The following is a 22,404-nucleotide window of genomic DNA, read 5'->3' on the forward strand; positions in this document are numbered from 1 at the left end:
TGCAACAGACTTAAAGCGTTTTGTAAACCTCGCGGACGATCTCGGCCGCATCCTGGCGCATCTCCTCGCGATCGAGCGCGAAGGCGATGTTGGCATGCAGGAAGCCGATCTTGTCGCCGCAGTCATAACGGGTGCCACTGAAGCGCAGGCCATGGAACGGCACCTCGCCGATCATGCGGGCCAGCGCATCGGTCAGCTGGATTTCGCCGCCGGCACCGCGCTGCACCTTGTCGAGATGGTCGAACACCGAGGGCTGCACGATATAGCGGCCGATCACGGCGGTACGGCTGGGGGCCTTGTCCGGGCTCGGCTTTTCCACCAGGCCCTTCACCTCCACCAGCTTGTCGGCATCCTTGCCGGGATTGATCACGCCATAGCGCTTGGTGTGCTCATGCGGCACATCCATGGCGGCGATCATGTTGCCGCCGACCTTGTTATAGGCCTCGACCATTTCGGCCAGGCAGCCCTGGTCCGACAGGATCAGGTCGTCGGCCAGCAGCACGGCAAAGGGTTCGTCGCCCACCAGCGACTTGGCACAGCGTACGGCATGGCCCAGACCCAGCGGCTCCATCTGGCGCGTGTAGGACACCGCACCGGCCTTGGGCATCCAGCTGTTGATCAGCTCGAGCATGTCGGTCTTGCTGCGCTCCTTGAGCACGTCTTCCAGCTCGTAGGACCGGTCAAAATGGTCTTCGATCGCCTGCTTGCCACGACCGGTGACGAAGATGAATTCCTCGATGCCGGCGGCCTGCGCCTCTTCCACGGCATACTGGATCAGCGGCTTGTCGACGACCGGCAGCATTTCCTTCGGCATCGCCTTGGTGGCGGGCAGGAAACGGGTGCCGAGGCCACCGACGGGAAATACGGCCTTGCGGATCGGGCGAATCATGCGGCAGGGACTTTCTTGTTGTTGGGCGGTGGGCGATTCGGGCCCGGGCCACTTCGCGGTTTTACGCTGCCGCCCCACCTTCATGCAACTGGGGCGACCCGGCCCGGGTCGCCTTTCATCGCCCGGTAATGGGGCGGAAATGCGGCCCGGAACCGGCATTGTCCGGGCGACCTTTCCCTGCACGGCCACGCACCCTATCATGGCCGCCAACCTGTTAAAAAAATGCCCCGGAGACGCCCGTGTCAGCCGCAGCCGATCTCAAACCCGCCGATGGTCCTGTCCTCCGCGCCCAGCCCGAGGTCGGCATCCTCCGCCTGACCCTGAACCGGCCCAAGGCCTATAACAGCCTCTCCACCGGGATGATGGCCGCCCTGCAGGCCGAGCTGGATGCGGCAAAGGCCGACCGCAGTGTCAAAGCGGTGATCATTGCCGCCAACGGCCCCGGCTTCTGCGCCGGCCATGACCTGAAGGAAGTGCGCGCCAATCCCGGACGACAGAATTACGAAGCCCTGTTCCGCCAGTGCTCGATGCTGATGCAGTCCATTGTCGCCCTGCCCCAGCCGGTGATTGCCCAGGTGCATGGCGTGGCCTCGGCCGCCGGCTGCCAGCTGGTCGCGAGCTGCGACCTGGCCGTGGCCGCCGACACCGCGCGCTTCGCCACGCCGGGCGTCAATATCGGGCTGTTCTGCTCGACGCCGATGGTGGCGCTGTCACGCAACGTGTCGCGCAAGCATGCCATGGAAATGCTGCTGACCGGCGACCTGCTGCCGGCCGCGCGCGCCGCCGAGATCGGCCTGGTCAACCGCGTGGTCCCCGAAAGCGCCCTGTCAGAAACCGCCCTGGCGCTGGCCGGGCAGATCGCCGCCAAGTCGCCGCTGACCGTGAAGATCGGCAAGGAAGCCTTCTACCGCCAGCTCGATATGCCGCTGGCGCAGGCCTATGACTATGCCAGTCGGGTGATGACGGAAAACATGCTGGCCCGCGATGCCGAGGAAGGCATCGATGCCTTTATCGAGAAGCGCGATCCGAAATGGGAAGGGCGTTGAGTTATGAGTGCCGTGTTGGAAAAGATCGATCACGACGCCTACGACGATGACTACATCCGCGGCATCCTGCGGCAGGTGAATGTGATCGCCATGGTGGGCGCCAGCTCGAACTGGAACCGCCCATCGTATTTTGCGATGAAATACCTGCAGCAGAAGGGTTACCGCGTCATCCCGGTCAACCCCAAGGATGCCGGCTCGGAAATCCTCGGCGAGAAGATCTATGCGTCGCTGGGCGAGATTCCGGTGAAGGTCGACATGGTCGACTGCTTCCGCAATTCCGACGCCATCCCGCCGATTGCCGATGAAGCGATCAGGATCGGCGCCAGGGTACTGTGGCTGCAGCTCGGCGTGCGCAATGATGCGGCGGCACAGAAGGCCGAGGCTGCCGGACTGAAAGTGGTGATGAACCGCTGTCCCAAGATCGAATACGGCCGCCTCAGCCAGGAGATCGGCTGGATGGGCGTCAATACCCGCGTCATCAATTCCAAACGCCAGCGTCGGATATAAGATTATGACCGATACGAAGAAGCCCGCCGCTGCCAACCGCGCGGCAGAGAATACCTCGCCTTACGGTTTCGACACCCTGCAGGTGCATGCCGGCACGGCGCCCGATCCGGTCACCGGCGCGCGCTCGACGCCGATCTACCAGACCACGGCCTTTGTCTTCGAGGATGCCGACCAGGCCGCATCGCTGTTCAACCTGCAGAGCTTCGGCAACATCTATACCCGCCTGACCAACCCGACCACGGCGGTGCTGGAGCAGAAGGTGGCCGCACTGGAAAACGGCCGCGCGGCGACGGCGGTCGCCACCGGCCATGCCTCGCAGCTGGTCGCCTTCCACATGCTGATGAGCCCGGGCGACCATATCGTGGCCTCCAGCAAGCTCTATGGCGGCTCGATCACCCAGCTCGGCGTCAGCTTCCAGCGCTTCGACTGGCATACCACCTTTGTCGATCCCGACGATCTTGCCGGTTTTGAGGCGGCCATCACGCCGAAAACCAAGGCGATCTATGCCGAGAGCCTGTCCAACCCCGGCGGCGTGATTGCCGATATCGCGGCCCTGGCCGAGATCGCCCATCGCAACGGCATTCCGCTGATCATCGACAACACCATGGCCTCGCCGTATCTGTGCCGCCCGATCGAGCATGGCGCCGATATCGTGCTGCATTCGGCCACCAAGTTCCTCGGCGGTCATGGCAATTCCATGGGCGGCGTGATTGTCGATTCCGGCAAGTTCGACTGGGGCCAGAACGACAAGTTCCCGCATCTGTCCAAGCCCTCGCCGGCCTATCACGGCCTCACCTTCTGGGAGACCTTCGGCGACATGGCGCTGGCTGTCGCCTGCCGCGTGATCTCGTTGCGCGATCTCGGCCCCGCGATCTCGCCCTTCAATGCCTTCATGATCCTGACCGGCATGGAGACGCTGAGCCTTCGCATGCGCAAGCATTGCGACAATGCGCTGGCGGTGGCGGAGTTCCTGTCGAAACATCCGAAGGTCGCCTGGGTGTCCTATGCCGGCCTGAAGGGCGACCGGTACCACACGCTCGCGCAGCGCTATCTGCCCCTCGGCGCCGGCTCGGTCTTCACCTTCGGCCTGAAGGGCGGCTATGCGGCCGGGCTGAAATTCGTCGACACCGTGCAGATCTTCTCGCATCTGGCCAATGTGGGCGACACCCGCAGCCTGGTGATCCATCCGGCCTCGACCACCCATCGCCAACTCTCGCCTGAGCAGCGCGCGGCGGCCGGCTCCGGCGACGACGTGATCCGGCTCTCCATCGGCATCGAGGATGTGGCGGACCTGATGAAGGATCTGGATCGCGCCTTGAACGCGGTGTGATTATTCCGCGGCTTGCGCCACAGCTGACGATTCCGCCGCCCGGTCGCGCGGCAGCAACAGCGCGAAAATGCCGGCACCGGCGGCGGCTACGGCCAGCAGGATGAACAGCATGTCGAGCGTGCCAGTGACGCGGTAGATCACCGGGATCACGGCAACGCCGAGCGAAGACACGCCCAGCGTCAGCACGAACTTGGCGCCAAATGCCCGGCCGCGCCATTGCGGCGGGGTGTATTTCGCCAGCAGCGAGTTTTCGGCCGCCTGCCCTGCCACATTGAGGCTGACCATCAGCGCCGCCACCGGCACCAGCGCCGGATGGATCAGCATCATGGCGGTGATGATCACCGGAATCTGCAACCACTGCACGACGGCATAGACGCTGCGCAGCGCGTAGCGGTCGGCCAGTTCACCGCCGACGATCTGCGAGAATGCTGACGCGGTATAGACCAGCGTGACCATGCCGCCGATGCCGAGCATGCTGTCGTTGAACAGGCCCGACAGCCGCGTGTCGAACACCTTGGGCAGCGCGAAGGCGGTCGCCTGGAAGATCAGCCCGGTGCACAGCATGGTGGCCGACATCACCCAGAAGACGCGCCAGATGTCGCTCTTGCCGGGTGCCGGCGTCGGCACGGCATCCTCGCCGCGATCGAGCAGGAGGTTGGATTGCCGCGTCCAGACGAAAGCCGCGCCGGTGACCAGGCAGATGATGCCCGGGATGATGAAAGCGGCGCGCCAGCCATAGAGATCGGCGAGGAAACCGGCGACCAGCGCGGCAGCTGCCGTGCCGACCGAACCGAACACGCCGTTGATGCCGAGCGCACGACCGCGATTGACCGCGTTGCGCACCAGCCAGGGAATCCCGACCGGATGATAGATCGCGCCGAACAGCCCGATGCCGGCGAGCCCGATGCCGATGGTGAGCGGGGTATCGGCCAGGCCGGTGAGGATCGAACAGGCGCCGACGCCCAGGAAGAACAGCGCCATCATCCCCGACGCGCTCCACTTGTCGCCCAGCCAGCCGGCCGGCAAAGCGGCGGCGCCGAACAGCACGCTCATTGGGATCGACAGCGCGAACAGCGTGTCGTAGCCGAGCCCCCATTCGCGCTCGAGCACCAGCACCACGGTGGCATAGAGCAGCGTGAACAGATGGGAATAGGTATGAGCGAGGCTGGAAAACACCAGCGTCAGGAAACCGGCAAAACGGGACATCGAAACGCTCCTGGGGACGCCCTCAGCCTACGCCGACCAGGGCGCGCGGCAAACCCGAAAAATGTATCGCTGCAATCAACCCGGCTTCGTTTCGCCCAACAGCCAGGCGATATAGTCCGGATTGCCGCCCGCGCCCACGCTGAGCGGCAGCACGCAGGGCACGCTGTAGCTATGGGCGGCCTTCACCGCCGCCGTGGCGGCTTCGACCAGATCGGGCCGGGTCTTGAGGATCAGCACGGCCTCCTCGGCTTTTTCCAGTTTTCCCTGCCACCAATACAGGGACCGCATGCCGGGAAGGATGTTGGCGCAGGCGGCGAGCCGCTGGCCCACCACGGCTTCGGCAATCGCCTCGGCCTCGGCGGTGCTGGCCGCCGTGCAATAGAGCAGGACGATCTCAGTCATACCGCTGCAGCGACCGGTCATGCCACAGCGTGACCGCAATACCGAGCACCACCACGGCGCCGGCCTGATGCAGGGTGCCGAGCGCGACCGGCACATGGTGGAGCAGCGTGGCGATGCCCAACCCGACCTGCAGCAGCACGGCGCTGAGCAGGCCATGGCGCAGACCGACCGGCGCGCGGCCCTTCAGCAGCACCGAAGTGAGCAGCGCCAGCGCGAAGACGAGATAGGCCAGCATGCGATGCTGGAACTGCACGGTCATCGCATTCTCGAAAAAATTGATCCACCACGGACTGGCGATCAGCAGGCCGTCAGGGATGAAGGCGCCATCCATCAGCGGCCAGGTGTTATGCGCCAGACCGGCATTCATGCCGGCGACCAGCCCGCCCGACAGCACCTGCAGGAAAACCACGACGGTGAGCAGCGCCGCGATGCCGCCGTCACGCGCAGATACCATGCGGCCATGGCGCAGCAGCGAGAGCGCCCCCCAGAGCAGATAGGCAAAGATCAGGAAGGCAAGGCCCAGATGCGCGGTGAGCCGGTAGTGGCTGACGTCGGGATGATCGACCAGGCCGCTGGCGACCATGAACCAGCCGAGCGCGCCCTGGCTGCCGCCCAGCACAAACATCAGCAGCAGATGCGGCTTCATGCCGGCGGGGATGCGCCCGGCGATCCAGAACAGGATCATCGGCAACGCGAAGGCGACGCCGATCAGGCGACCGAGCAGGCGATGGATGTATTCGAGCCAGAAGATGCTTTTGAAGCCTTCCAGCGTCATGCCGATATTGACCTTCTGGTATTCGGGGAACTGCTTGTATTTCTCGAACTCGGCCGCCCAGGCGGTGTCTGACAGCGGCGGCAGCCAGCCGGTGATCGGTTTCCATTCCACCATGGAGAGGCCGGACTCGGTCAGCCGCGTCAGGCCGCCGATCACCACCATCAGCGCCACCAGGCCGGCGACGGCAAACAGCCACAGCGCCACGGCCCGCGCATCGCCCTCGCGCCGTTCCGCCACCGCCTTCAAAGCCGTCATCGTCTGCATCTTGAATCCCTGAACACCACCGGTCGAATGCCCTGAAACAAAGACCGCACCCCCGCCCGGGTCAAGGGTGGCCGGCTGCGACATTTTACCGTTTTTTGCGCGCCCGGAAGTCGTGAATGCCGGGCCGCTGGCGCGGGTCTTCGCCAGCTTTGAAAATCTGGGTCTTCTGCACCTTCTGGGTCCCGGTGGTGGGCAGGCTGTCGACAAACAGCAGCCAGCCCGGGGCCTTGAAGTAGGCCAGCCGGTCGAAGCACCAGGCGAACAGCGCCTCGGCCAGCGCCGGCGTCGGCGCATGGCCCTCCATCGGCACGATGCAGGCCATCACTTCCTCTTCGCGGATCTCATCCGGCGCGGCCATCACCGCCACCTGCGCCACGGCATCATGCGCCTGCAGGCAGGCCTCGATCTCGGCAGCGGCGATATTCTCGCCGGCGCGACGGATGATGTTTTTCATGCGATCGACGAAATACAGCATGCCGTCATCCGACTGCCGCACCACGTCGCCGGTGTGGAACCAGCCATTGGCCCAGGCGTCTTCCGTGGCCTTGTCGTTCTTCAGATAGCCGGAGAAAAACCCGCGGCGCGGATCGGCCGCCGAGTGGCGCACCAGCAACTCGCCCTCCTGACCGCGCGGCACCTCGTGATCATCAGGACCGGCCACCCTGGCCTCCAGGCCCGGCAACGGCCGGCCGAAGGCGCGGGTGTCGATCTGGCGCGGCGGGTGGCAGTCGGCAAAGATGCGGCCGGTCTCGGTCATGCCCCAGACCTCGATCAGCGGGAAGCCGTAGCGCTGCTCGAACACGCCGTGTAATTGCGGTTCCACCCCGGCCCCCAGACCGAAGCGCACGGCATGCTGTTTCTCCTCCGCCGTTTCCGGCTGGTTGAGCAGCAGCGGCGGCACCACGCCGAGATAATGGATGATGGTGGCGCGGGTCTGCACCACCTCCTGCCACCAGCGGTTCGGGCTGAAGCGTTCGGTGAGGATCAGGCAGTTGGCGGTCAGCATGGCGCAGGCGGCCGTGACGGCGCCATGGTTCATGTGGAACAGCGGCAGCGGATTGTAGAAGCGATCCTGCCCCGGCCGGATGGCGAGCATGCCGCCGAGATGGCGATACCAGTCGCCGGCATTCAACACATAGAAATTGCTGAGGATGCAGCCCTTGGGCCGGCCGGTGGTGCCGGAGGTGTAGAGCAGAGTGCATTCGGTATCGTGACCGATGCGGCCGCCCGCCGTCTTCTGCTGCGGCGCGGGGATGACAGTGGGAACCGCCGTGCAATCCAGCACCGGCAGCGGTTTTTCGCTGCGGTCGCGGGCCACGGCTTTCAGATCATCGACGCGATGGGGCACGCCCACGATCAGATCGGCCTCGGAATGCTGCATCTGGTACAGCATCTCGTCGTGGCGGTAATCCGGGTTGATCGGCACCACGGCACAGCCCAGCGCATTCAGCGCCAGGGCATGGAAGAAAAACTCCGGCCGCATTTCCAGCAGCAGACCGACGCGATGGCCGATGCCATAGCCGGCGGCGGCATAGCGCGCGCGCAGGTCGTCTACGATAGCGGCAGCGGCACCGTAGCTCAGTTCCAGACCCTCCGGCGCATAGGCGCGATCAGGGCGGACCGGCACGCAGAGGAAACTGTTCTGCGGATGCGCTGTGGCGCTGTGCTTAAACGCCGCGTAGACCGATGGCGGCAGCCCCTCTCCCATCAACGATATCCTCCGGACTTTTTTTCATTCTTCTAGCGCAGGCTGAGCAGTGCAAGCATCGCGGCGCCGATGACGATGCGATACCAGGCAAAGGGTACGAAGCCATAACGGTTGATGAAGCCGATCACCGTGCGCACCACCAGCATGGCACAGAGGAAAGCCACGATGAATCCGACGGCGATCAGCCCGGCGCCATCCAGCGTCAGGCCGTCGCGGTTCTTGAACAGGTCATAGGCGGTGGCGGCCGCCATGGTGGGCACGGCGAGGAAGAAGGAGAATTCCGCCGCCGCCGCGCGCTGCACGCCGAGCAGGCGCGCCCCCATGATGGTGGCGCCCGAGCGCGACACACCAGGGATCATCGCCAGGCATTGCAACAGGCCGATTTTCAGGCTGAGACGGAATTTGAAATCATCGACGCTTTTGACCTCGCCTTCGCCGGTGAAACGCTCGATCGCCAGGATGGCAAGGCCGCCGACGATCAGCGCCACCGACACGACCCAGGGATTGAACAGCACGCCCTTGATGAAGCCATGGGCGAAAAAGCCGATCACCAGCGCCGGCAAAAAGCCGAACAGCACATTGACGGTGAAGCGGTTGGCGGTGTCGCTGCGGCCCAGCCCCGACAGCGTGCCCCACAGGCGCGGCCAGTAGACCACGCAGATGGCGAGGATGGCGCCGAGCTGAATGGCGATCTCGAACACCTTGCCCGGTGGGCCCTCGAAGCCGAGCAGGTCGACCAGCAGGATCAGATGGCCGGTGGAGGAGACCGGGATGAACTCGGTCAGGCCTTCGACGACGCCCAGAAAGGCCGCCTGGAGGTAGTCGATCAGCATGCCATTGCTCCGCTTCGGCCGGCTTCGGGGCGCTTCGCTGGTATTCGTGGCGCTTCGCTGGCATTCCTGACGCTTCGCCGGGCTTCGCGGGTGTTCGCTGGCATTCCCGGCGCTTCGCCGCGGTTCATGCCGTCTGCATACAATGTCATGTCAGCTTCCCGTGACCCGCCGCAAAGAACAAATATAGTACAAAATGACCGACTCCGCAATCGACCTGTCCGTATCAAACAGGCTTCCGGCGGCACCGCAAAGAGTCCCATGGCGGGTGAAACGAAATGACGCATCAAGCGTTTATGGAGCGGTTATGACAACATGGAGTTTCAACATGCGTGGCATTCTGCTCTGGTTATTGGGCATCCCGATCCCGATTATCATCCTGCTCTACATTTTCGGTGTGTTCTGATCGCGACACCAGACCGAGACGGGCCGGCCGGGCAAACACCCGCCGGCCCTTTTCATTTTCCGGGCCTCACGGCGGTTTGCCACGCCCCTCTTCAGCCACCAGCCCCAGCCGCACGAGGCGTGCCGCCACTGCATCACGCGAACGGCCGAAGCGGCGGGCGATATCCTCGGCCCGCAACCCATGGCGGACCAGCGCCTGCAGAGCGGCATCCTCACCCGAGGTCCAGGGCTTGCCGGTGTTGAGCGGCAGGTTCAGCGCCCGCACGCGCTGCTGCCGGCGCTGTTCGCGTTCCTGCAGGCAAGGTTCGCGATCGAGCCGGTCATGCGGACCCGGCCCGGCAATGCGCGGCGCACCAAAGCCGGCGCTGCGCGACGCCTGCTGCAGCTCCTGGCGCGCATCGGCCTGTGGCGGCACATTCAGCAACGCGCAGCCGCGCCGACGCAGCAGGGCGATCCAGAAGGCCTCGGCGATGCTGAGCCGGCGCAGCGGCACATCGGCCTCCAGCACCACCACCAGCGGCAGCAGGCCATTGCTGCGGATCACCTTGATCATGCCACCTGAGACCGAATGGCCGCCGGCGAAATGGGTGCGTTTGCGGCTGTCGAGGTCGCGGGTCTGGCCAACGTAGAAAATGTTGTGATCGCGCGGATCGACGAGCGCGTAAATCCAGCCAGTCAGCTGCGGTATCCGGTCTTTCTGACCGGCTACATCGCCACCCACGAAAGCATCCACCCTGCTCTACTTTTAATAATCATATTCCGTGTGAAGACACACTTAAAGGCTAGTTTTCGCCTTTACAAGACGCGTTTTAATTGCTTTTCCGGCAGATTGATTCTTGCTCCTGCTGATGGGCTCGCTGGTCGTTGCCTGCACCACCGGCGGCGCCCGCGACACCCCATCGAAAGCCGCATTGAAGCGACGCAACAGGCGCAGGAATTCCGCTGCCTCGGCCTTGCTGAACGGCGCCAGCAAGGCCAGCCGGGCCTCTTCCGCCGCGGTGCGACAGCCGTCCAGCAGCTTGCGACCCGCAGGCGTCAGCGTCAGGGCGAATTTGCGTCGGTCCTTGGGATCAGCCATGCGGGCAATCAGGCGGCGGCCGACCAGCAGGCGCACCACCAGCGCGGTGGTCGACCGGTCGAAGCCCAGGCTGCGCGCCAGGTCGATCTGGCTGACCGGGCCCCAGCGACTGACCATGGTCAGCGCACCAAACTGGGTCGGGGTCAGGTCGAAGGGCTTCAGGGTTTCGAGAAAGACGGACACGGAATTCTGGTGCGCGCGCCGGATCTGGAAACCGGGGCGGTCGTAAATCTCGGGCAGCGGATGCGCGTTGCGGTTGGATTTCGCCATCCCCCGTCCCTGCCCGATCACCGCGCGCAGTGCAAGCGCAGACTGCACCGGCGCCTGATTTCGTGAATTGACAGAACCGGCCGCCCGGCCTATTCGTCATACGTATGATGATTTTAGCGACCCGACAATGAAGCGGGCCTGAGGAGGAAACATGACGTCATCCATCGCAGCATCCCGCTCCATCATCCTGTCGCGCCGCAGCCTGCTGGGCGCCACCGCTGCATCTCTCGCCCTCGCCGCCCTGCCGGCCGGTGTGATGTCGGCGCGGGCGCAATCGCTGATCCAGCGGCCGGTGAAGATCATTGTGCCCTTCTCGCCCGGCACCGGCATGGACTCGCTGGCGCGCATCGTGGGCCAGCAGCTGCAGCAGCGCTCGGGCCAGCCGGCGGTGGTCGAAAACCGCGTCGGCGCCTCGGGCAATATCGGCAGCCAGGTGGTGGCCACCGCGGCACCGGACGGCTACACGCTGATGGTGACGGCGAACACCTTCGTGATGACGCCGCCGCTGTACAAGAACGTGCCTTACGATGTGGTGAAGGATTTCGCACCGATCGGCATGATTGCGCTGGGGCAGATGGTGCTGGTCATTCATCCCTCGGTGAAGGCGACAACCCTGCCGGAGTTCATCGCGCTGGCGAAGGCGCAGCCCGGCAAGATCGACTATGCCTCGCCCGGCAACGGCACGCCGCAGCATCTGGCGATGGAATCCTTCAAGCTCGCCGCCGGCATCAACCTCAACCACATTCCCTACAAGGGTTCGGGCGGCGCGGTGCAGGATCTGCTGGGCGGCACCGTCGGCGCCATGATCATGCCGGTGCATACAGCGCTGCCCTACCTGGCGGATAATCGCATCCGTGTCTTGGGCCTGACCGGCGCCGAGCGCTCGGCCATGGCACCACAGATCGCCACGCTCGCCGAACAGGGCGTCAGCGGTTTCGCCGTCGATCTGTGGTACGGCATGTATGCGCCGGCCAAGACCCCGCCGGACATGGTGAAGCACCTGAATGCCGAGCTAAACCAGATCCTGGCCGATCCCGCCGTGCGCGAAACCATCCAGAAACAGGGCATGGTGGTGCGCAGCGGTACGCCGGATGCGCTGGCGCAACTGACGGCGAAAGACCTGGCGCACTGGACCAAGGTAATCAACGACGCGAAGATTCAGCCCGAGTAAGGATACCTGCGTATGGATGTGCTGATTATCGGCGGCGGCATCGGCGGCCTGACGCTGGCGCTGACCCTGCATGAACGCGGCATTCCCTGCCGCGTCTTCGAGATGGCGCCGCAGATCAAGGCCGTCGGTGTCGGCGTCAACCTGCTGCCGCACAGCACGAAAGAGCTGATCCGGCTGGGCCTGGAAAGCGAGCTGGCGAAAGCGGCGGTGGCGACCAAGGACGCGGCCTTCTTCAATCGCTTCGGCCAGTTGATCCATCGCGAACCGCTCGGCCGCGCGGCCGGCTATGACTGGCCGCAATTCTCGATCCATCGCGGCGACCTTCAGATGATCCTGCTGGCCGCTGTCGAGCAGCGTCTCGGCAAGGACCGCATCCATACCGGCTGGCAGTGCACCGGCTTCAGCCAGGATGCGCAACAGGCCACCGCGCAGTTCCGCGATACGGTGACCGGCGCTGCCCTGCCCGACCAGAGCGCCGCGGTGATCGTGGCCTGCGACGGCATCCATTCCGCCATCCGCAAGCAGATGCATCCGCAAGAAGGCGAACCGCGCTATTCCGGCGTCAACATGTGGCGCGGCGTGACGCGCATGCAGCCGATCCTGTCGGGCGCCTGCATGGTGCGCGCCGGCTGGCTCAGCCATGGCAAGATGGTGATCTATCCGATCCGCAACGACATCGATGCCGCCGGCAACCAGCTGATGAACTGGGTGGCCGAGATCGAAACGCCGGTCTATCGCAAGCGCGACTGGAGCCGGCCGGGCAATCTCGACGACTTCCTGCCCGCCTTCGCCGACTGGCAGTTCGACTGGCTGGATGTGCCCAAGATGATCCGCGATGCCGACATGGCACTGGAATTTCCCATGGTCGACCAGGACCCGCTGGACCACTGGACCGAGGGCCGCGTCACCCTGCTGGGCGATGCGGCGCATCCAATGGTGCCCCGCGGCTCGAACGGCGCCGGCCAGGCCATCATCGACTGCGCCGTGCTGGCCGATCTGCTGGCAGAAACGAAAGATCCGGTCGACGCGCTGAAGGCCTATGAGGCCCTGCGCCTGCCGGCGACGGCGCAGGTGGTGCTGACCAACCGCACCAATCCGCCGGATGCGATCCTGCGCGAGGTGTTCGAGCGCACCGGCGACAGGCCGTTTGCGCGCATCGAGGATGTGATCAGCCCGGCAGAGCTGACCGCGATTACCGACCGCTACAAGAAGGTTGCCGGCTACGACCGCGAGAAGCTGAAGGCGGCGGGATAAGGGCCATTTCTCGGTCAGCCGCGTCTTCAGCTTGACCATTCCAGACCGGAATCTGCCATAATCCCCGCACTGCTCTGTGGGGGGGAATACATGCGTATGACTGGTGAAGGCAGCCGGTTGCTCCAGCTCTGCGCCATGCTGCTACTGCTGATTACAGTCGTACAGCCAGCCGGCGCACAGCCATTTATCGAAGGTACGCATTTCTGGTTGGAGCCGGCGGTGTTTCCCGGCAAGACCATCCTGCAGGCACACCCACAGGGGCCGGCCAAGGCCAAGGGGGTGGTGATCTGGAATGATGGCTACAGCGGTGACAAGATCGCACCGGGCAAGGTTCCGCCCATCGTGCAGTACTTTGCCGAAGCCGGCTGGGACGCCTATAACCTGCGGCGCCATTCCGAATTCTACGCGCAACGCATTGCGCTGGTGATGATGGTGGGGGTCGAGAAGATCAAGGAGAAAGGCTACCAGCGCATCGTGCTGATGGGCCAGTCCGGCGGCGCCTGGGGCAGCATCGAACTCGGCACCTATCGTACCGACATTCTCGGCATTCTGCCGCTGGCCCCAGCGGGCTATGGCGACTACAGCCACGACGGCCGCTGGCGCCAGAACGATTTCGAGATGCGCACCAAGTGGGACTCCTACAAGGGCTCGACCATCCGTGTCGGCGCCGGGTTCTTCACCAACGACGACTGGTACGAAACCAAGCAACCCAATATCCGTGGCCCTTTCGCGCGCCAGCGCCTGACCGAACTGGGGATTCCAAACTTCATCATCAGCCAGCCTGATTATTCGGGCATGAGCACGCATTTCGGCGGCGTCGGCTGGGAATTTGCCCGCCGCTACGGGCCATGCCTGGATGCCTTCTTCGAAACCGGCAAAACGCCTGCCTGCAATGATGACGATCCGGCAACAGCCGCTACTTTTCAGATACTCCCTGCCCTTCCGACTCTTCCCCGCAAGGGCACTGGCTATACCGGTTTCTGGCAGGGCACCATCGCAACCGGACGATTTGCACGGCTTATCATCCCGGCTTTAGCCGATGGACGCACCGAGGCTTACTATCAGATCGGTACTGGCATCGACGGGGAAAAGCCGACCACTGCGAAATGGGTGTTGGCACAACGAGACGGCCACCTCGTTTATGAGTCCGGAAAATTCGAATATCGTCTCGCCTTTGCAGGCAATGACCAGATCCGGATAACCTACATTAACCATGCAGCGGCACAGCGAGCCGAGGCCTATTTCGCCACACTGCACCGCCTGTTGCAGCGTTAACCGTCAACTGAACCGGTTATTCTTGTTGAAGCCGCGCGGCACGATGCGGCCGGCCTGGGCGCGCTCGCCGCGATACTCCTTGATGTCGCTTTCGGTCTTGGTGCGGCCCGATGAATCCACCCAGCTGAGGCCCTGCTTCAGCGTGAAGGTCTTGGCATCGGCGAGACCGCCATCCTTGTATTTCTGCAAGGTGATGCCGCGACCCTTGGTCATCTCCGGCAGTTCCGCCAGCGGGAACAGCAAAAGCTTGCGGTTGTCGCCGACGACAGCAACCGTATCGCCTTCGACCACCCTGCAGACACAGGCCTCGGCCGGCGCCTGCACGTTGAGGATCTGCTTGCCGGTGCGGGTGGCCGCCTGCATCTCGGCCTCGGGGCAGATGAAGCCGCGCCCGTCACTGCTGGCAACCAGGAATTTGCGCTCGCCCTGGTATTTCATCAGCTCGACGATTTCCTGGTCATTGCCCAGGTCGATCATCAGGCGCACCGGTTCGCCATGGCCGCGGCCGCGCGGCAGCTTGTCGCAAGCGATCGTATAGGCGCGGCCATTGGTGCCGAACAGCAGCAGCTTGTCGGTGGTCTCGGCATGCAGCCAGAAGCGGCCCTTGTCGCCTTCCTTGAACGCCGCCGTGCCGTCATCGGCGACATGCCCCTTGATGGCGCGGATCCAGCCCTTGGCGGAGCAGATCACGGTGATCGGCTCGCGCTCGACCAGTACCTCGAAGGCCTCTTCCGAGATCACCGGCGCATCGCCGATCTTGGTGCGGCGCTTGCCCAGTGCCGATTTCGGTCCGAACTGCTTTTTCAGCTCCTGGATTTCGCCCGCAATCGCAGCCCAGCGCAGGGCCTCGTCGCTGAGCAGGCTCTTCAGCTCGGCCAGCTCCTTGGAGAGTTCCTTATGCTCGCCGCGCAGCTCCATCTCCTCCAGCTTGCGCAAGCTGCGCAGCCGCATGTTGAGGATGGCCTCAGCCTGCACGTCGGTGAGCTTGAAGCGCTTCATCATCACCGGCTTGGGCTCGTCTTCCCGGCGGATGATCTCGATCAGCTCGTCGAGATTGAGATAGGCGATCAGGTAGCCGTCGAGCACTTCGAGGCGATGCTCGATCTTGCCCTGGCGATACTTGCTCTTGCGCTCCAGCACCTCATGGCGGTGGTCGAGATAGGCCTGCAGCGCCTCGCGCAGGTTCATCACGCGCGGCAGCTTGCCGCCATCCAGCACATTCAGGTTGAGCGGGAAGCGCGTTTCCAGATCGGTGCTGCGGAACAGGCTTTCCATCAGCACGGCCGGATCGACGGTCTTGCTCTTGGGGATGATGACCAGGCGGACGTCTTCGGTAGACTCATCGCGCACGTCGTCCAGCAGCGGCGCCTTGCGCTCGGTGATCAGCTCGGCGATGCGCTCGATCAGCTTGGACTTCTGCACCTGATAGGGAATTTCGGTGACGACGATCTGCCACATGCCGCGCGGTAGCTCTTCCTGCTGCCATTTGGCGCGGTGGCGGAAACTGCCGCGACCGGTCTTATAGGCCTCGATGCGGGCACTCAGCGGCTCGACCAGGATGCCGCCGGTGGGGAAATCCGGGCCCTGCACGAAGTCGACCAGCTTCTCGATGCTGGAATTGGGATGCTTGATGAGATGCAGCAGCGCATCGCACAGCTCGGGCAGATTGTGCGGCGGAATGGATGTCGCCATGCCGACGGCAATGCCGCTGGCGCCATTGGCCAGCAGATTCGGCAGGCCGGCCGGCAGCACCACCGGTTCGTCATTCTCGCCATCGTAATTGGGGCGGAAATCGACGGTGTCGTCATCCAGGTTGGTGAGCAGCACATTGGCGACTTCGGTCAGCCGCGCCTCGGTGTATCGCATGGCGGCCGCGTTATCGCCGTCGATATTGCCGAAATTGCCCTGGCCATCGACCAGCGGATAGCGCTGGGCGAAATCCTGCGCCAGGCGCACCAGGGCGTCGTAGACCGACTGGTCGCCATGCGGGTGGTATTTACCGATCACGTCGCCGACGACGCGGGCGCATTTCTTGTAGCCGGCGCTGGGGTCGAGCTTGAGCAGCCGCATGGCGAACAGCACGCGGCGCTGCACCGGCTTCAGCCCGTCGCGGGCATCGGGCAGCGAGCGAGAAGTGATCGTGCTGAGCGCATAGGCCAGGTAGCGCTCGGACAGCGCATCGGGCAGCGGCACATTGCGGATATCTTCGGGAACGTCTTTGGGAGGCAGGTGCTTGCTCATGACGCGCTTTCTACACCAGACGGCGCAGGCTTTCTACTTTTGGGCCGGGGTCTGCGCCTGGCCGCGCAGGACCTCCAGCAGGCGCGCCCGGGCCTGCGGAACCGCGGCATGCAACTGGGCGAACAGGCGGTTTTCCAGGAAATGCCCGGTGAGCGCGAGGCCATCCTGCACGGCCCTGATCGCAGAATCCGGCGGCAGCGAATCGGCAGACGATTCGCCGCCTCGCCCCGGCACCAGAAAGCCCGGCAGCGCCAGCAGGCGACCGGCATAGGGCGCCGCCGCACCGGCCGAGACCGCACGGCCGGTGCGCGGCGACACATGCGTCAGGTCGGTTGTGGCGCCGGTGGCGGCACAGCTCTGCAGGTCGATGCCATAGCCCATCTCGGCCAGCAGGCCGGTTTCCCAGCGCACATAGAGCGCACCCCAGTCGCCCGGATCATCCATCTCGGCCATCAGGGTGAACAGCGTGCGGGTGGCGGCAAAGAGATTCGGATGCGGCTCGCGTTCCGACACGGCGGCATCGATCAGGGCGCAACTGGCGCGCAAGGCGGCCAGGCGCGCCGGATCGTCCAGCATCATGGCGCCGGGATGGCCGAGCGATTCCAGCGTGTAATAGCCAAGCTGTTCCGACAGCCGCGCGCGCCAGTCGGCCCGCACGATCTGGCCGACCTGGATGCTGCCGCCACGGCTGGCGCCGCTGCCGCGCAGCAGTCCGGCATGGCGCCCATGCGCCTCGGTCAGCAATGTCACGATCCGGGCGCTTTCGCCGTGATGGCGAACGCTTAAGACAACGCCTTCATCCTGCCAGTCCATGTGAATGGCTTAGGGTGATTCGGCCGAAGCGGCAAGCCGACCTATTTAAGGGTTCGCAGTTTCTCGAACAGCTTCTGCGGTTCTGTCGCATTTATGTTGAAGAACCCTCGGGAGCCGTGCGGCCAAGGAACATAATTGCGTGTCTGTTCTTGTAGAAAGAAGAGGTAATCAACACCAGCCATCAGCATCAGGCCACAATTACCTGGTCCGGGCGTAAAGTCCCGCACTGTATTGTCAGCCGGAGGCCGACCCTTAAAAATCTCACCTGGCCGGAATGTTCCAATCACGATCGGTACCGGACTATTTCGAGGACCGACATTGTCGATCGCTTCTTCAGTTTTATAGACTCTGGCGACAAAGACGGCCGATGCCTCTCTGAAAAGATCTTCATCGGTCGGCTCGGGCATGCCGGGCGCGCGCGAGCAAGCCAATGCCTGCTGAATGCCGCTCAGCAGTAATGCCAGAACCAGGAAAAGACGGATCATCGCAGCCCCCTTGCCTGCCAGCATCCTGCACCTGGAAAAACGACAAAAAAAGGGCGGCCCAAAGGACCGCCCTTCTCTATTCGCTATGAACCCGAAGACTTACTCGGCGGCGTCGCCGACAGCAGCCTGCAGTTCGCTTTCCAGCGCATCGGCGAAATCGCGATCGCGCTGGGCAGCCAAGCCCTTCATGCGGTTCATGATGGCGCCGGTGCCGACCGGGATCAGGCGACCGACGATCACGTTTTCCTTCAGACCGATCAGCTTGTCGACCTTGCCGCCAACGGCAGCTTCGGTGAGCACGCGGGTGGTCTCCTGGAACGAGGCCGCCGAGAAGAACGACCGGGTCTGCAGGCTCGCCTTGGTGATGCCGAGCAGAACCGGCATGCCCTTGGCCACCTTGCGGCCTTCGGCTTCGGTCTTGGCATTCACCTCTTCGAACTCGCTGCGGTCGACCTGCTCGCCGATCAGGAAGGTGGTCTCGGCCGGGTCGGTGATCTCGATCTTCTGCAGCATCTGGCGGCAAATCACCTCAATGTGCTTGTCGTTGATCTTCACGCCCTGCAGACGGTAGACCTCCTGGATCTCGTTGACGAGATAGTTGGCCAGCGCCTCGATGCCGAGCACCTTCAGGATGTCATGCGGGGCCGGGTTGCCATCGAGCAGATGGTCGCCGACACGCACGAAGTCGCCTTCCTGAACGGCAATATGCTTGCCCTTCGGGATCAGGTATTCGACCGGATCGACGCCCTCTTCGGCCGGCTTCAGGATCAGGCGGCGCTTGGCCTTGTAATCCTTGCCGAACTCGACGCGACCATCGATCTCCGCGATGACCGCGTGATCCTTCGGACGGCGGGCCTCGAACAGCTCCGCCACGCGCGGCAGACCGCCCGTGATGTCGCGGGTCTTGGTGCCTTCCACCGGGATACGCGCCAGCACGTCACCGGCATGCACCTGGGCGCCGTCCTCAACCGACAGAATGGCGTCGGCCGAGAGGTAGTACCGGGCCTCGGAACCGCTGACGAGCATGAGGATCTCGCCCTTGTCGTTGCGCAGCGTGATGCGCGGACGCAGCTCGCTGCCCTTCGGGTTCTGCTTCCAGTCGGAGACGACCTTGTAGGAAATACCGGTCGACTCGTCGGTCGCTTCACGCATCGACACACCTTCGACGAGGTCGCGATAGTTCACGACGCCCTCGCGCTCGGTGATGACCGGACGGGTGTAAGGATCCCATTCGGCGATGCGCTGGCCCTTCTTGACCTTGCCGCCTTCGTCGGCCACCAGACGGGCACCGTAAGGCACCTTGTGGCGGGCGCGCTCGCGGCCGTTCTGGTCGACCAGGATGACTTCACAGTTGCGGCCCATGACCACGAAGCGGCCCTGGCTGTCGGTCACCAGGTTGCGGTTCGCAACCTTGATGGTCGCATCATAGGCGGCTTCCAGGCTCGACTGCTCCGCCACCTGGGCGGTGCCGCCGATGTGGAAGGTACGCATGGTCAGCTGGGTGCCCGGCTCGCCGATCGACTGCGCGGCGATCACGCCGACAGCCTCACCGATGTTGACCTTGGTACCGCGGGCCAGATCGCGGCCGTAGCACTTGCCGCAGACGCCGGTCTCGGAGTCGCAGGTCAGCACCGAACGGATCAGCATGGATTCCACGCCAGCCGTCTCGATGATGTCGACGTCCTTTTCCTCGATCAGTTCGCCAGCCTTCATCAGCACCTCACCGGTCAGCGGATGCTTCACATCCGTGCTGGGGGTGCGGCCGAGGATGCGTTCGCCCAGGGTGGCGATAACTTCGGCGCCCTCGACGACCTCGCGCACGGTCAGGCCGCGCTCGGTGCCGCAATCTTCCTCGGTGATGATGCAGTCCTGCGCCACGTCGACGAGGCGACGGGTCAGGTAACCCGAGTTGGCGGTCTTCAAGGCGGTGTCGGCCAGACCCTTACGGGCGCCGTGGGTCGAGTTGAAATACTCGAGCACGGTGAGGCCTTCCTTGAAGTTCGAGATGATCGGCGTTTCGATGATCTCGCCCGACGGCTTGGCCATCAGGCCGCGCATGCCGGCGAGCTGCTTCATCTGGGCGGCCGAACCACGGGCGCCGGAATGGGCCATCATCCAGATCGAGTTGATCGGCTTGCGCTGACCGGTGACCTGGTCGATGTCGGTCTGAATGACCTTCATCATCTCGTCGGCGACGCGGTCGGTGCACTGCGACCAGGCATCGACCACCTTGTTGTACTTCTCGCCCTGGGTGATCAGACCATCCTGGTACTGCTGCTCGTATTCGCCGACCAGCTTGCGCGTGTCGTCGATATGCTTCTCCTTCGTCAGCGGCACGACCATGTCGTCCTTGCCGAACGAAATGCCGGCCTTGAAGGCGCGGGTGAAGCCGAGCGCCATCATGCGATCGCAGAAGATGACGGTCTCTTTCTGGCCGCAATGGCGATACACCACGTCGATGACGTTGGTGATCTCCTTCTTGGTCAGCTGCTGGTTGATGACCCGGAACGGCACGTTCTTGTGACGCGGCAGGATCTCGCTCAGCAGCATGCGGCCGGGCGTGGTGGTGACGCGGGCAACAATCGGGTTGCCATCGGCATCCACCGTGTTGAGGCGGGCCTTGATGCGGTGATGCAGGGTAATGGCCTTGGCATCCAGCGCCTGCTGGATTTCCGCGATGGTCGAGAAGACCGGGGTCTTCTCAACAATGGCGCCGCCCTGGAGGATACGCTCCAGCTCGGCCTTCACCGCAGTCTTCGGCACTTCCACCTTGGTCTTGGCATCGTAGATGACGACGTCATCTTCGGCCCAGGCCTTCAGCAGCGCGTTCATGTCCTTCATCTTGAGGACATCGCCCAGCGGGCTGTTGCGCTCCATCGTGGTGTAATAGAGGCCGAGCACGATATCCTGCGACGGCACGATGATCGGCTTGCCGTTGGCGGGGCTGAGGATGTTGTTGGTCGACATCATCAGCACGCGGGCTTCGAGCTGGGCTTCAAGCGACAGCGGCACGTGCACCGCCATCTGGTCACCGTCGAAGTCGGCGTTGAAGGCGGCGCAGACCAGCGGATGCAGCTGGATCGCCTTGCCTTCGATCAGGGTCGGCTCGAAAGCCTGGATGCCCAGACGATGCAGGGTCGGCGCGCGGTTCAGCAGCACCGGATGTTCGCGGATGACCTCTTCGAGGATATCCCAGACTTCCGGACGCTCCTTCTCCACCATCTTCTTCGCCATCTTGACGGTGGCGGCCAGGCCGCGCAGCTCAAGCTTGGAGTAGATGAAGGGCTTGAACAGTTCGAGCGCCATCTTCTTCGGCAGGCCGCACTGGTGCAGCTTCAGCTCCGGACCGACGACGATGACCGAACGGCCAGAATAGTCGACGCGCTTGCCGAGCAGGTTCTGACGGAAGCGGCCCTGCTTGCCCTTCAGCATGTCGCTGAGCGACTTCAGCGGACGCTTGTTGGCGCCGGTGATGACGCGGCCGCGACGGCCGTTATCGAACAGGGCGTCGACGGCTTCCTGCAGCATGCGCTTTTCGTTGCGCACGATGATGTCGGGCGCACGCAGCTCGATCAGCCGCTTGAGGCGGTTGTTGCGGTTGATGACGCGACGATACAGATCATTCAGATCCGAGGTGGCGAAGCGGCCGCCGTCCAGCGGCACCAGCGGACGCAGCTCCGGCGGAATCACCGGCACCACGGTCAGCACCATCCATTCCGGCTTGTTGCCGGAGTCGATGAAGGCTTCCACCAGCTTCAGGCGCTTGACCAGCTTCTTCGGCTTCAGCTCAGACGTGGTCTCGGCCAGCTCCTCGCGGATCTTCTCGCGCTCCTTTTCCAGGTCGAGCGCGATCAGCAGGTCGCGGATGGCCTCGGCGCCGATCTTGGCGACGAAGGCATCATCGCCATACTCTTCCTGGGCGCGGAACAGCTGTTCCTCGGTCAGCAGATCGAACTGCTTGAGCGGGCTCAGGCCCGGCTCGACCACGACGTAGTTTTCGAAATACAGGATGCGCTCAAGGTCTTTCAGCGTCATGTCCAGCATCAGGCCGATGCGCGAGGGCAGCGACTTGAGGAACCAGATATGCGCCACCGGCGAGGCCAGCTCGATATGGCCCATGCGCTCGCGCCGGACCTTCGACAGCGTGACTTCGACGCCGCACTTCTCGCAGATCACGCCGCGATACTTCATGCGCTTGTACTTGCCGCACAGGCACTCGTAATCCTTGATCGGGCCAAAGATGCGGGCGCAGAACAGGCCATCCCGCTCCGGCTTGAAGGTGCGGTAGTTGATGGTCTCAGGCTTCTTGATCTCGCCGTAGGACCAGGAGCGGATGCGCTCCGGCGATGCGATCGAGATCTGGATCTGGTCGAAAGCCTGGGCGTTCTGCGGCTGGCCGAAAACGTTGCTAAGTTCGTTCATGTCTATCGTCTCCTATCGGAGGAAAGGGTGCGT

Annotated in this window: 18 protein-coding genes; 6 read left to right on the plus strand and 12 right to left on the minus strand. The window is 63.9% G+C overall.

Annotation, left to right across the window (positions count from 1 at the left end; translation table 11 throughout):
• Nucleotides 1-10: 10 nt before the first annotated feature.
• Entirely contained in the window at nucleotides 11-889 is an 879-nt protein-coding gene (gene galU, locus AAG821_RS16030) for a UTP--glucose-1-phosphate uridylyltransferase GalU (protein WP_341914968.1), read from the minus strand.
• Nucleotides 890-1,128: 239 nt separating this feature from the next.
• Between galU and AAG821_RS16035 the strand changes: the two genes are divergently transcribed.
• Genes AAG821_RS16035 through AAG821_RS16045 form a run of 3 tightly spaced genes read left to right on the plus strand, consistent with a single transcriptional unit; the run spans nucleotide 1,129 to nucleotide 3,772 of the window.
• Entirely contained in the window at nucleotides 1,129-1,935 is an 807-nt protein-coding gene (locus AAG821_RS16035) for an enoyl-CoA hydratase (RefSeq protein ID WP_341914970.1), read from the plus strand.
• 3 nt (nucleotides 1,936-1,938) lie between these two features.
• Nucleotides 1,939-2,442, plus strand: a complete 504-nt coding sequence (locus AAG821_RS16040; RefSeq protein WP_341914972.1) for a CoA-binding protein — start codon at nucleotides 1,939-1,941, stop codon at nucleotides 2,440-2,442.
• A gap of 4 nt (nucleotides 2,443-2,446) precedes the next feature.
• Nucleotides 2,447-3,772 (plus strand): O-acetylhomoserine aminocarboxypropyltransferase, encoded by a 1,326-nt coding sequence (locus AAG821_RS16045; RefSeq protein ID WP_341914974.1) that lies wholly within the window; start codon nucleotides 2,447-2,449, stop codon nucleotides 3,770-3,772.
• On the opposite strand, the gene AAG821_RS16050 is transcribed toward AAG821_RS16045, so the two are convergent.
• The 7 genes from AAG821_RS16050 to AAG821_RS16080 form a co-directional block, all read right to left on the minus strand.
• Nucleotides 3,773-4,978 (minus strand): MFS transporter, encoded by a 1,206-nt coding sequence (locus AAG821_RS16050; RefSeq protein WP_341914976.1) that lies wholly within the window; start codon nucleotides 4,976-4,978, stop codon nucleotides 3,773-3,775.
• 75 nt (nucleotides 4,979-5,053) lie between these two features.
• Nucleotides 5,054-5,380 (minus strand): divalent-cation tolerance protein CutA, encoded by a 327-nt coding sequence (cutA, locus tag AAG821_RS16055; protein WP_341914978.1) that lies wholly within the window; start codon nucleotides 5,378-5,380, stop codon nucleotides 5,054-5,056.
• Nucleotides 5,373-6,410 carry a COX15/CtaA family protein gene (locus tag AAG821_RS16060; RefSeq protein ID WP_341914980.1) on the minus strand — a complete coding sequence of 346 codons (1,038 nt, stop codon included), beginning with the start codon at nucleotides 6,408-6,410 and terminating at the stop codon, nucleotides 5,373-5,375. Before AAG821_RS16060 ends, cutA begins: the two co-directional genes overlap by 8 nt.
• A 94-nt stretch (nucleotides 6,411-6,504) precedes the next feature.
• Nucleotides 6,505-8,127, minus strand: a complete 1,623-nt coding sequence (locus AAG821_RS16065; protein WP_341914982.1) for an AMP-binding protein — start codon at nucleotides 8,125-8,127, stop codon at nucleotides 6,505-6,507.
• A 32-nt stretch (nucleotides 8,128-8,159) separates the two neighbouring features.
• On the minus strand, nucleotides 8,160-8,960 hold the full coding sequence (locus tag AAG821_RS16070) for an undecaprenyl-diphosphate phosphatase (protein ID WP_341914983.1): 801 nt from the start codon (nucleotides 8,958-8,960) through the stop codon (nucleotides 8,160-8,162).
• A gap of 469 nt (nucleotides 8,961-9,429) precedes the next feature.
• Nucleotides 9,430-10,083 (minus strand): hypothetical protein, encoded by a 654-nt coding sequence (locus AAG821_RS16075; RefSeq protein ID WP_341914987.1) that lies wholly within the window; start codon nucleotides 10,081-10,083, stop codon nucleotides 9,430-9,432.
• A 54-nt stretch (nucleotides 10,084-10,137) separates the two neighbouring features.
• Nucleotides 10,138-10,710 (minus strand): MarR family transcriptional regulator, encoded by a 573-nt coding sequence (locus tag AAG821_RS16080; protein ID WP_341916341.1) that lies wholly within the window; start codon nucleotides 10,708-10,710, stop codon nucleotides 10,138-10,140.
• A 151-nt stretch (nucleotides 10,711-10,861) separates the two neighbouring features.
• Here AAG821_RS16080 and AAG821_RS16085 point away from each other — a divergent pair, with 151 nt between their 5' ends.
• The 3 genes from AAG821_RS16085 to AAG821_RS16095 all read left to right on the plus strand — a co-directional run bounded on the left by AAG821_RS16085 (nucleotide 10,862) and on the right by AAG821_RS16095 (nucleotide 14,410).
• Nucleotides 10,862-11,881, plus strand: a complete 1,020-nt coding sequence (locus AAG821_RS16085; RefSeq protein WP_341914990.1) for a tripartite tricarboxylate transporter substrate binding protein — start codon at nucleotides 10,862-10,864, stop codon at nucleotides 11,879-11,881.
• A gap of 12 nt (nucleotides 11,882-11,893) precedes the next feature.
• Entirely contained in the window at nucleotides 11,894-13,135 is a 1,242-nt protein-coding gene (locus AAG821_RS16090; RefSeq protein ID WP_341916343.1) for a flavin-dependent oxidoreductase, read from the plus strand.
• Between the two features lie 90 nt (nucleotides 13,136-13,225).
• Nucleotides 13,226-14,410: a hypothetical protein gene (locus AAG821_RS16095; protein ID WP_341914994.1), complete on the plus strand. Its 1,185-nt coding sequence runs from the start codon at nucleotides 13,226-13,228 to the stop codon at nucleotides 14,408-14,410.
• A 3-nt stretch (nucleotides 14,411-14,413) separates the two neighbouring features.
• Here AAG821_RS16095 and parC read toward each other — a convergent pair whose 3' ends face one another.
• The 4 genes from parC to rpoC all read right to left on the minus strand — a co-directional run bounded on the left by parC (nucleotide 14,414) and on the right by rpoC (nucleotide 22,371).
• Nucleotides 14,414-16,651, minus strand: a complete 2,238-nt coding sequence (gene parC / locus AAG821_RS16100; protein WP_341914996.1) for a DNA topoisomerase IV subunit A — start codon at nucleotides 16,649-16,651, stop codon at nucleotides 14,414-14,416.
• Nucleotides 16,652-16,684: 33 nt separating this feature from the next.
• Complete coding sequence (gene recO, locus AAG821_RS16105) at nucleotides 16,685-17,464, minus strand: DNA repair protein RecO (RefSeq protein ID WP_341914998.1); 780 nt, start codon at nucleotides 17,462-17,464, stop codon at nucleotides 16,685-16,687.
• A 41-nt stretch (nucleotides 17,465-17,505) separates the two neighbouring features.
• A complete protein-coding gene (locus tag AAG821_RS16110) occupies nucleotides 17,506-17,949 on the minus strand; it encodes a hypothetical protein (RefSeq protein WP_341915000.1) in 444 nt (147 codons plus the stop codon).
• A gap of 99 nt (nucleotides 17,950-18,048) precedes the next feature.
• Nucleotides 18,049-22,371, minus strand: coding sequence for a DNA-directed RNA polymerase subunit beta' (gene rpoC / locus AAG821_RS16115; RefSeq protein ID WP_341915002.1), 4,323 nt, complete (start codon nucleotides 22,369-22,371; stop codon nucleotides 18,049-18,051).
• Nucleotides 22,372-22,404: the final 33 nt, after the last annotated feature.

This window comes from Ferrovibrio terrae (genome assembly GCF_943372915.1).
GTDB classification, from domain to species: Bacteria; Pseudomonadota; Alphaproteobacteria; order Ferrovibrionales; family Ferrovibrionaceae; genus Ferrovibrio; species Ferrovibrio terrae_A.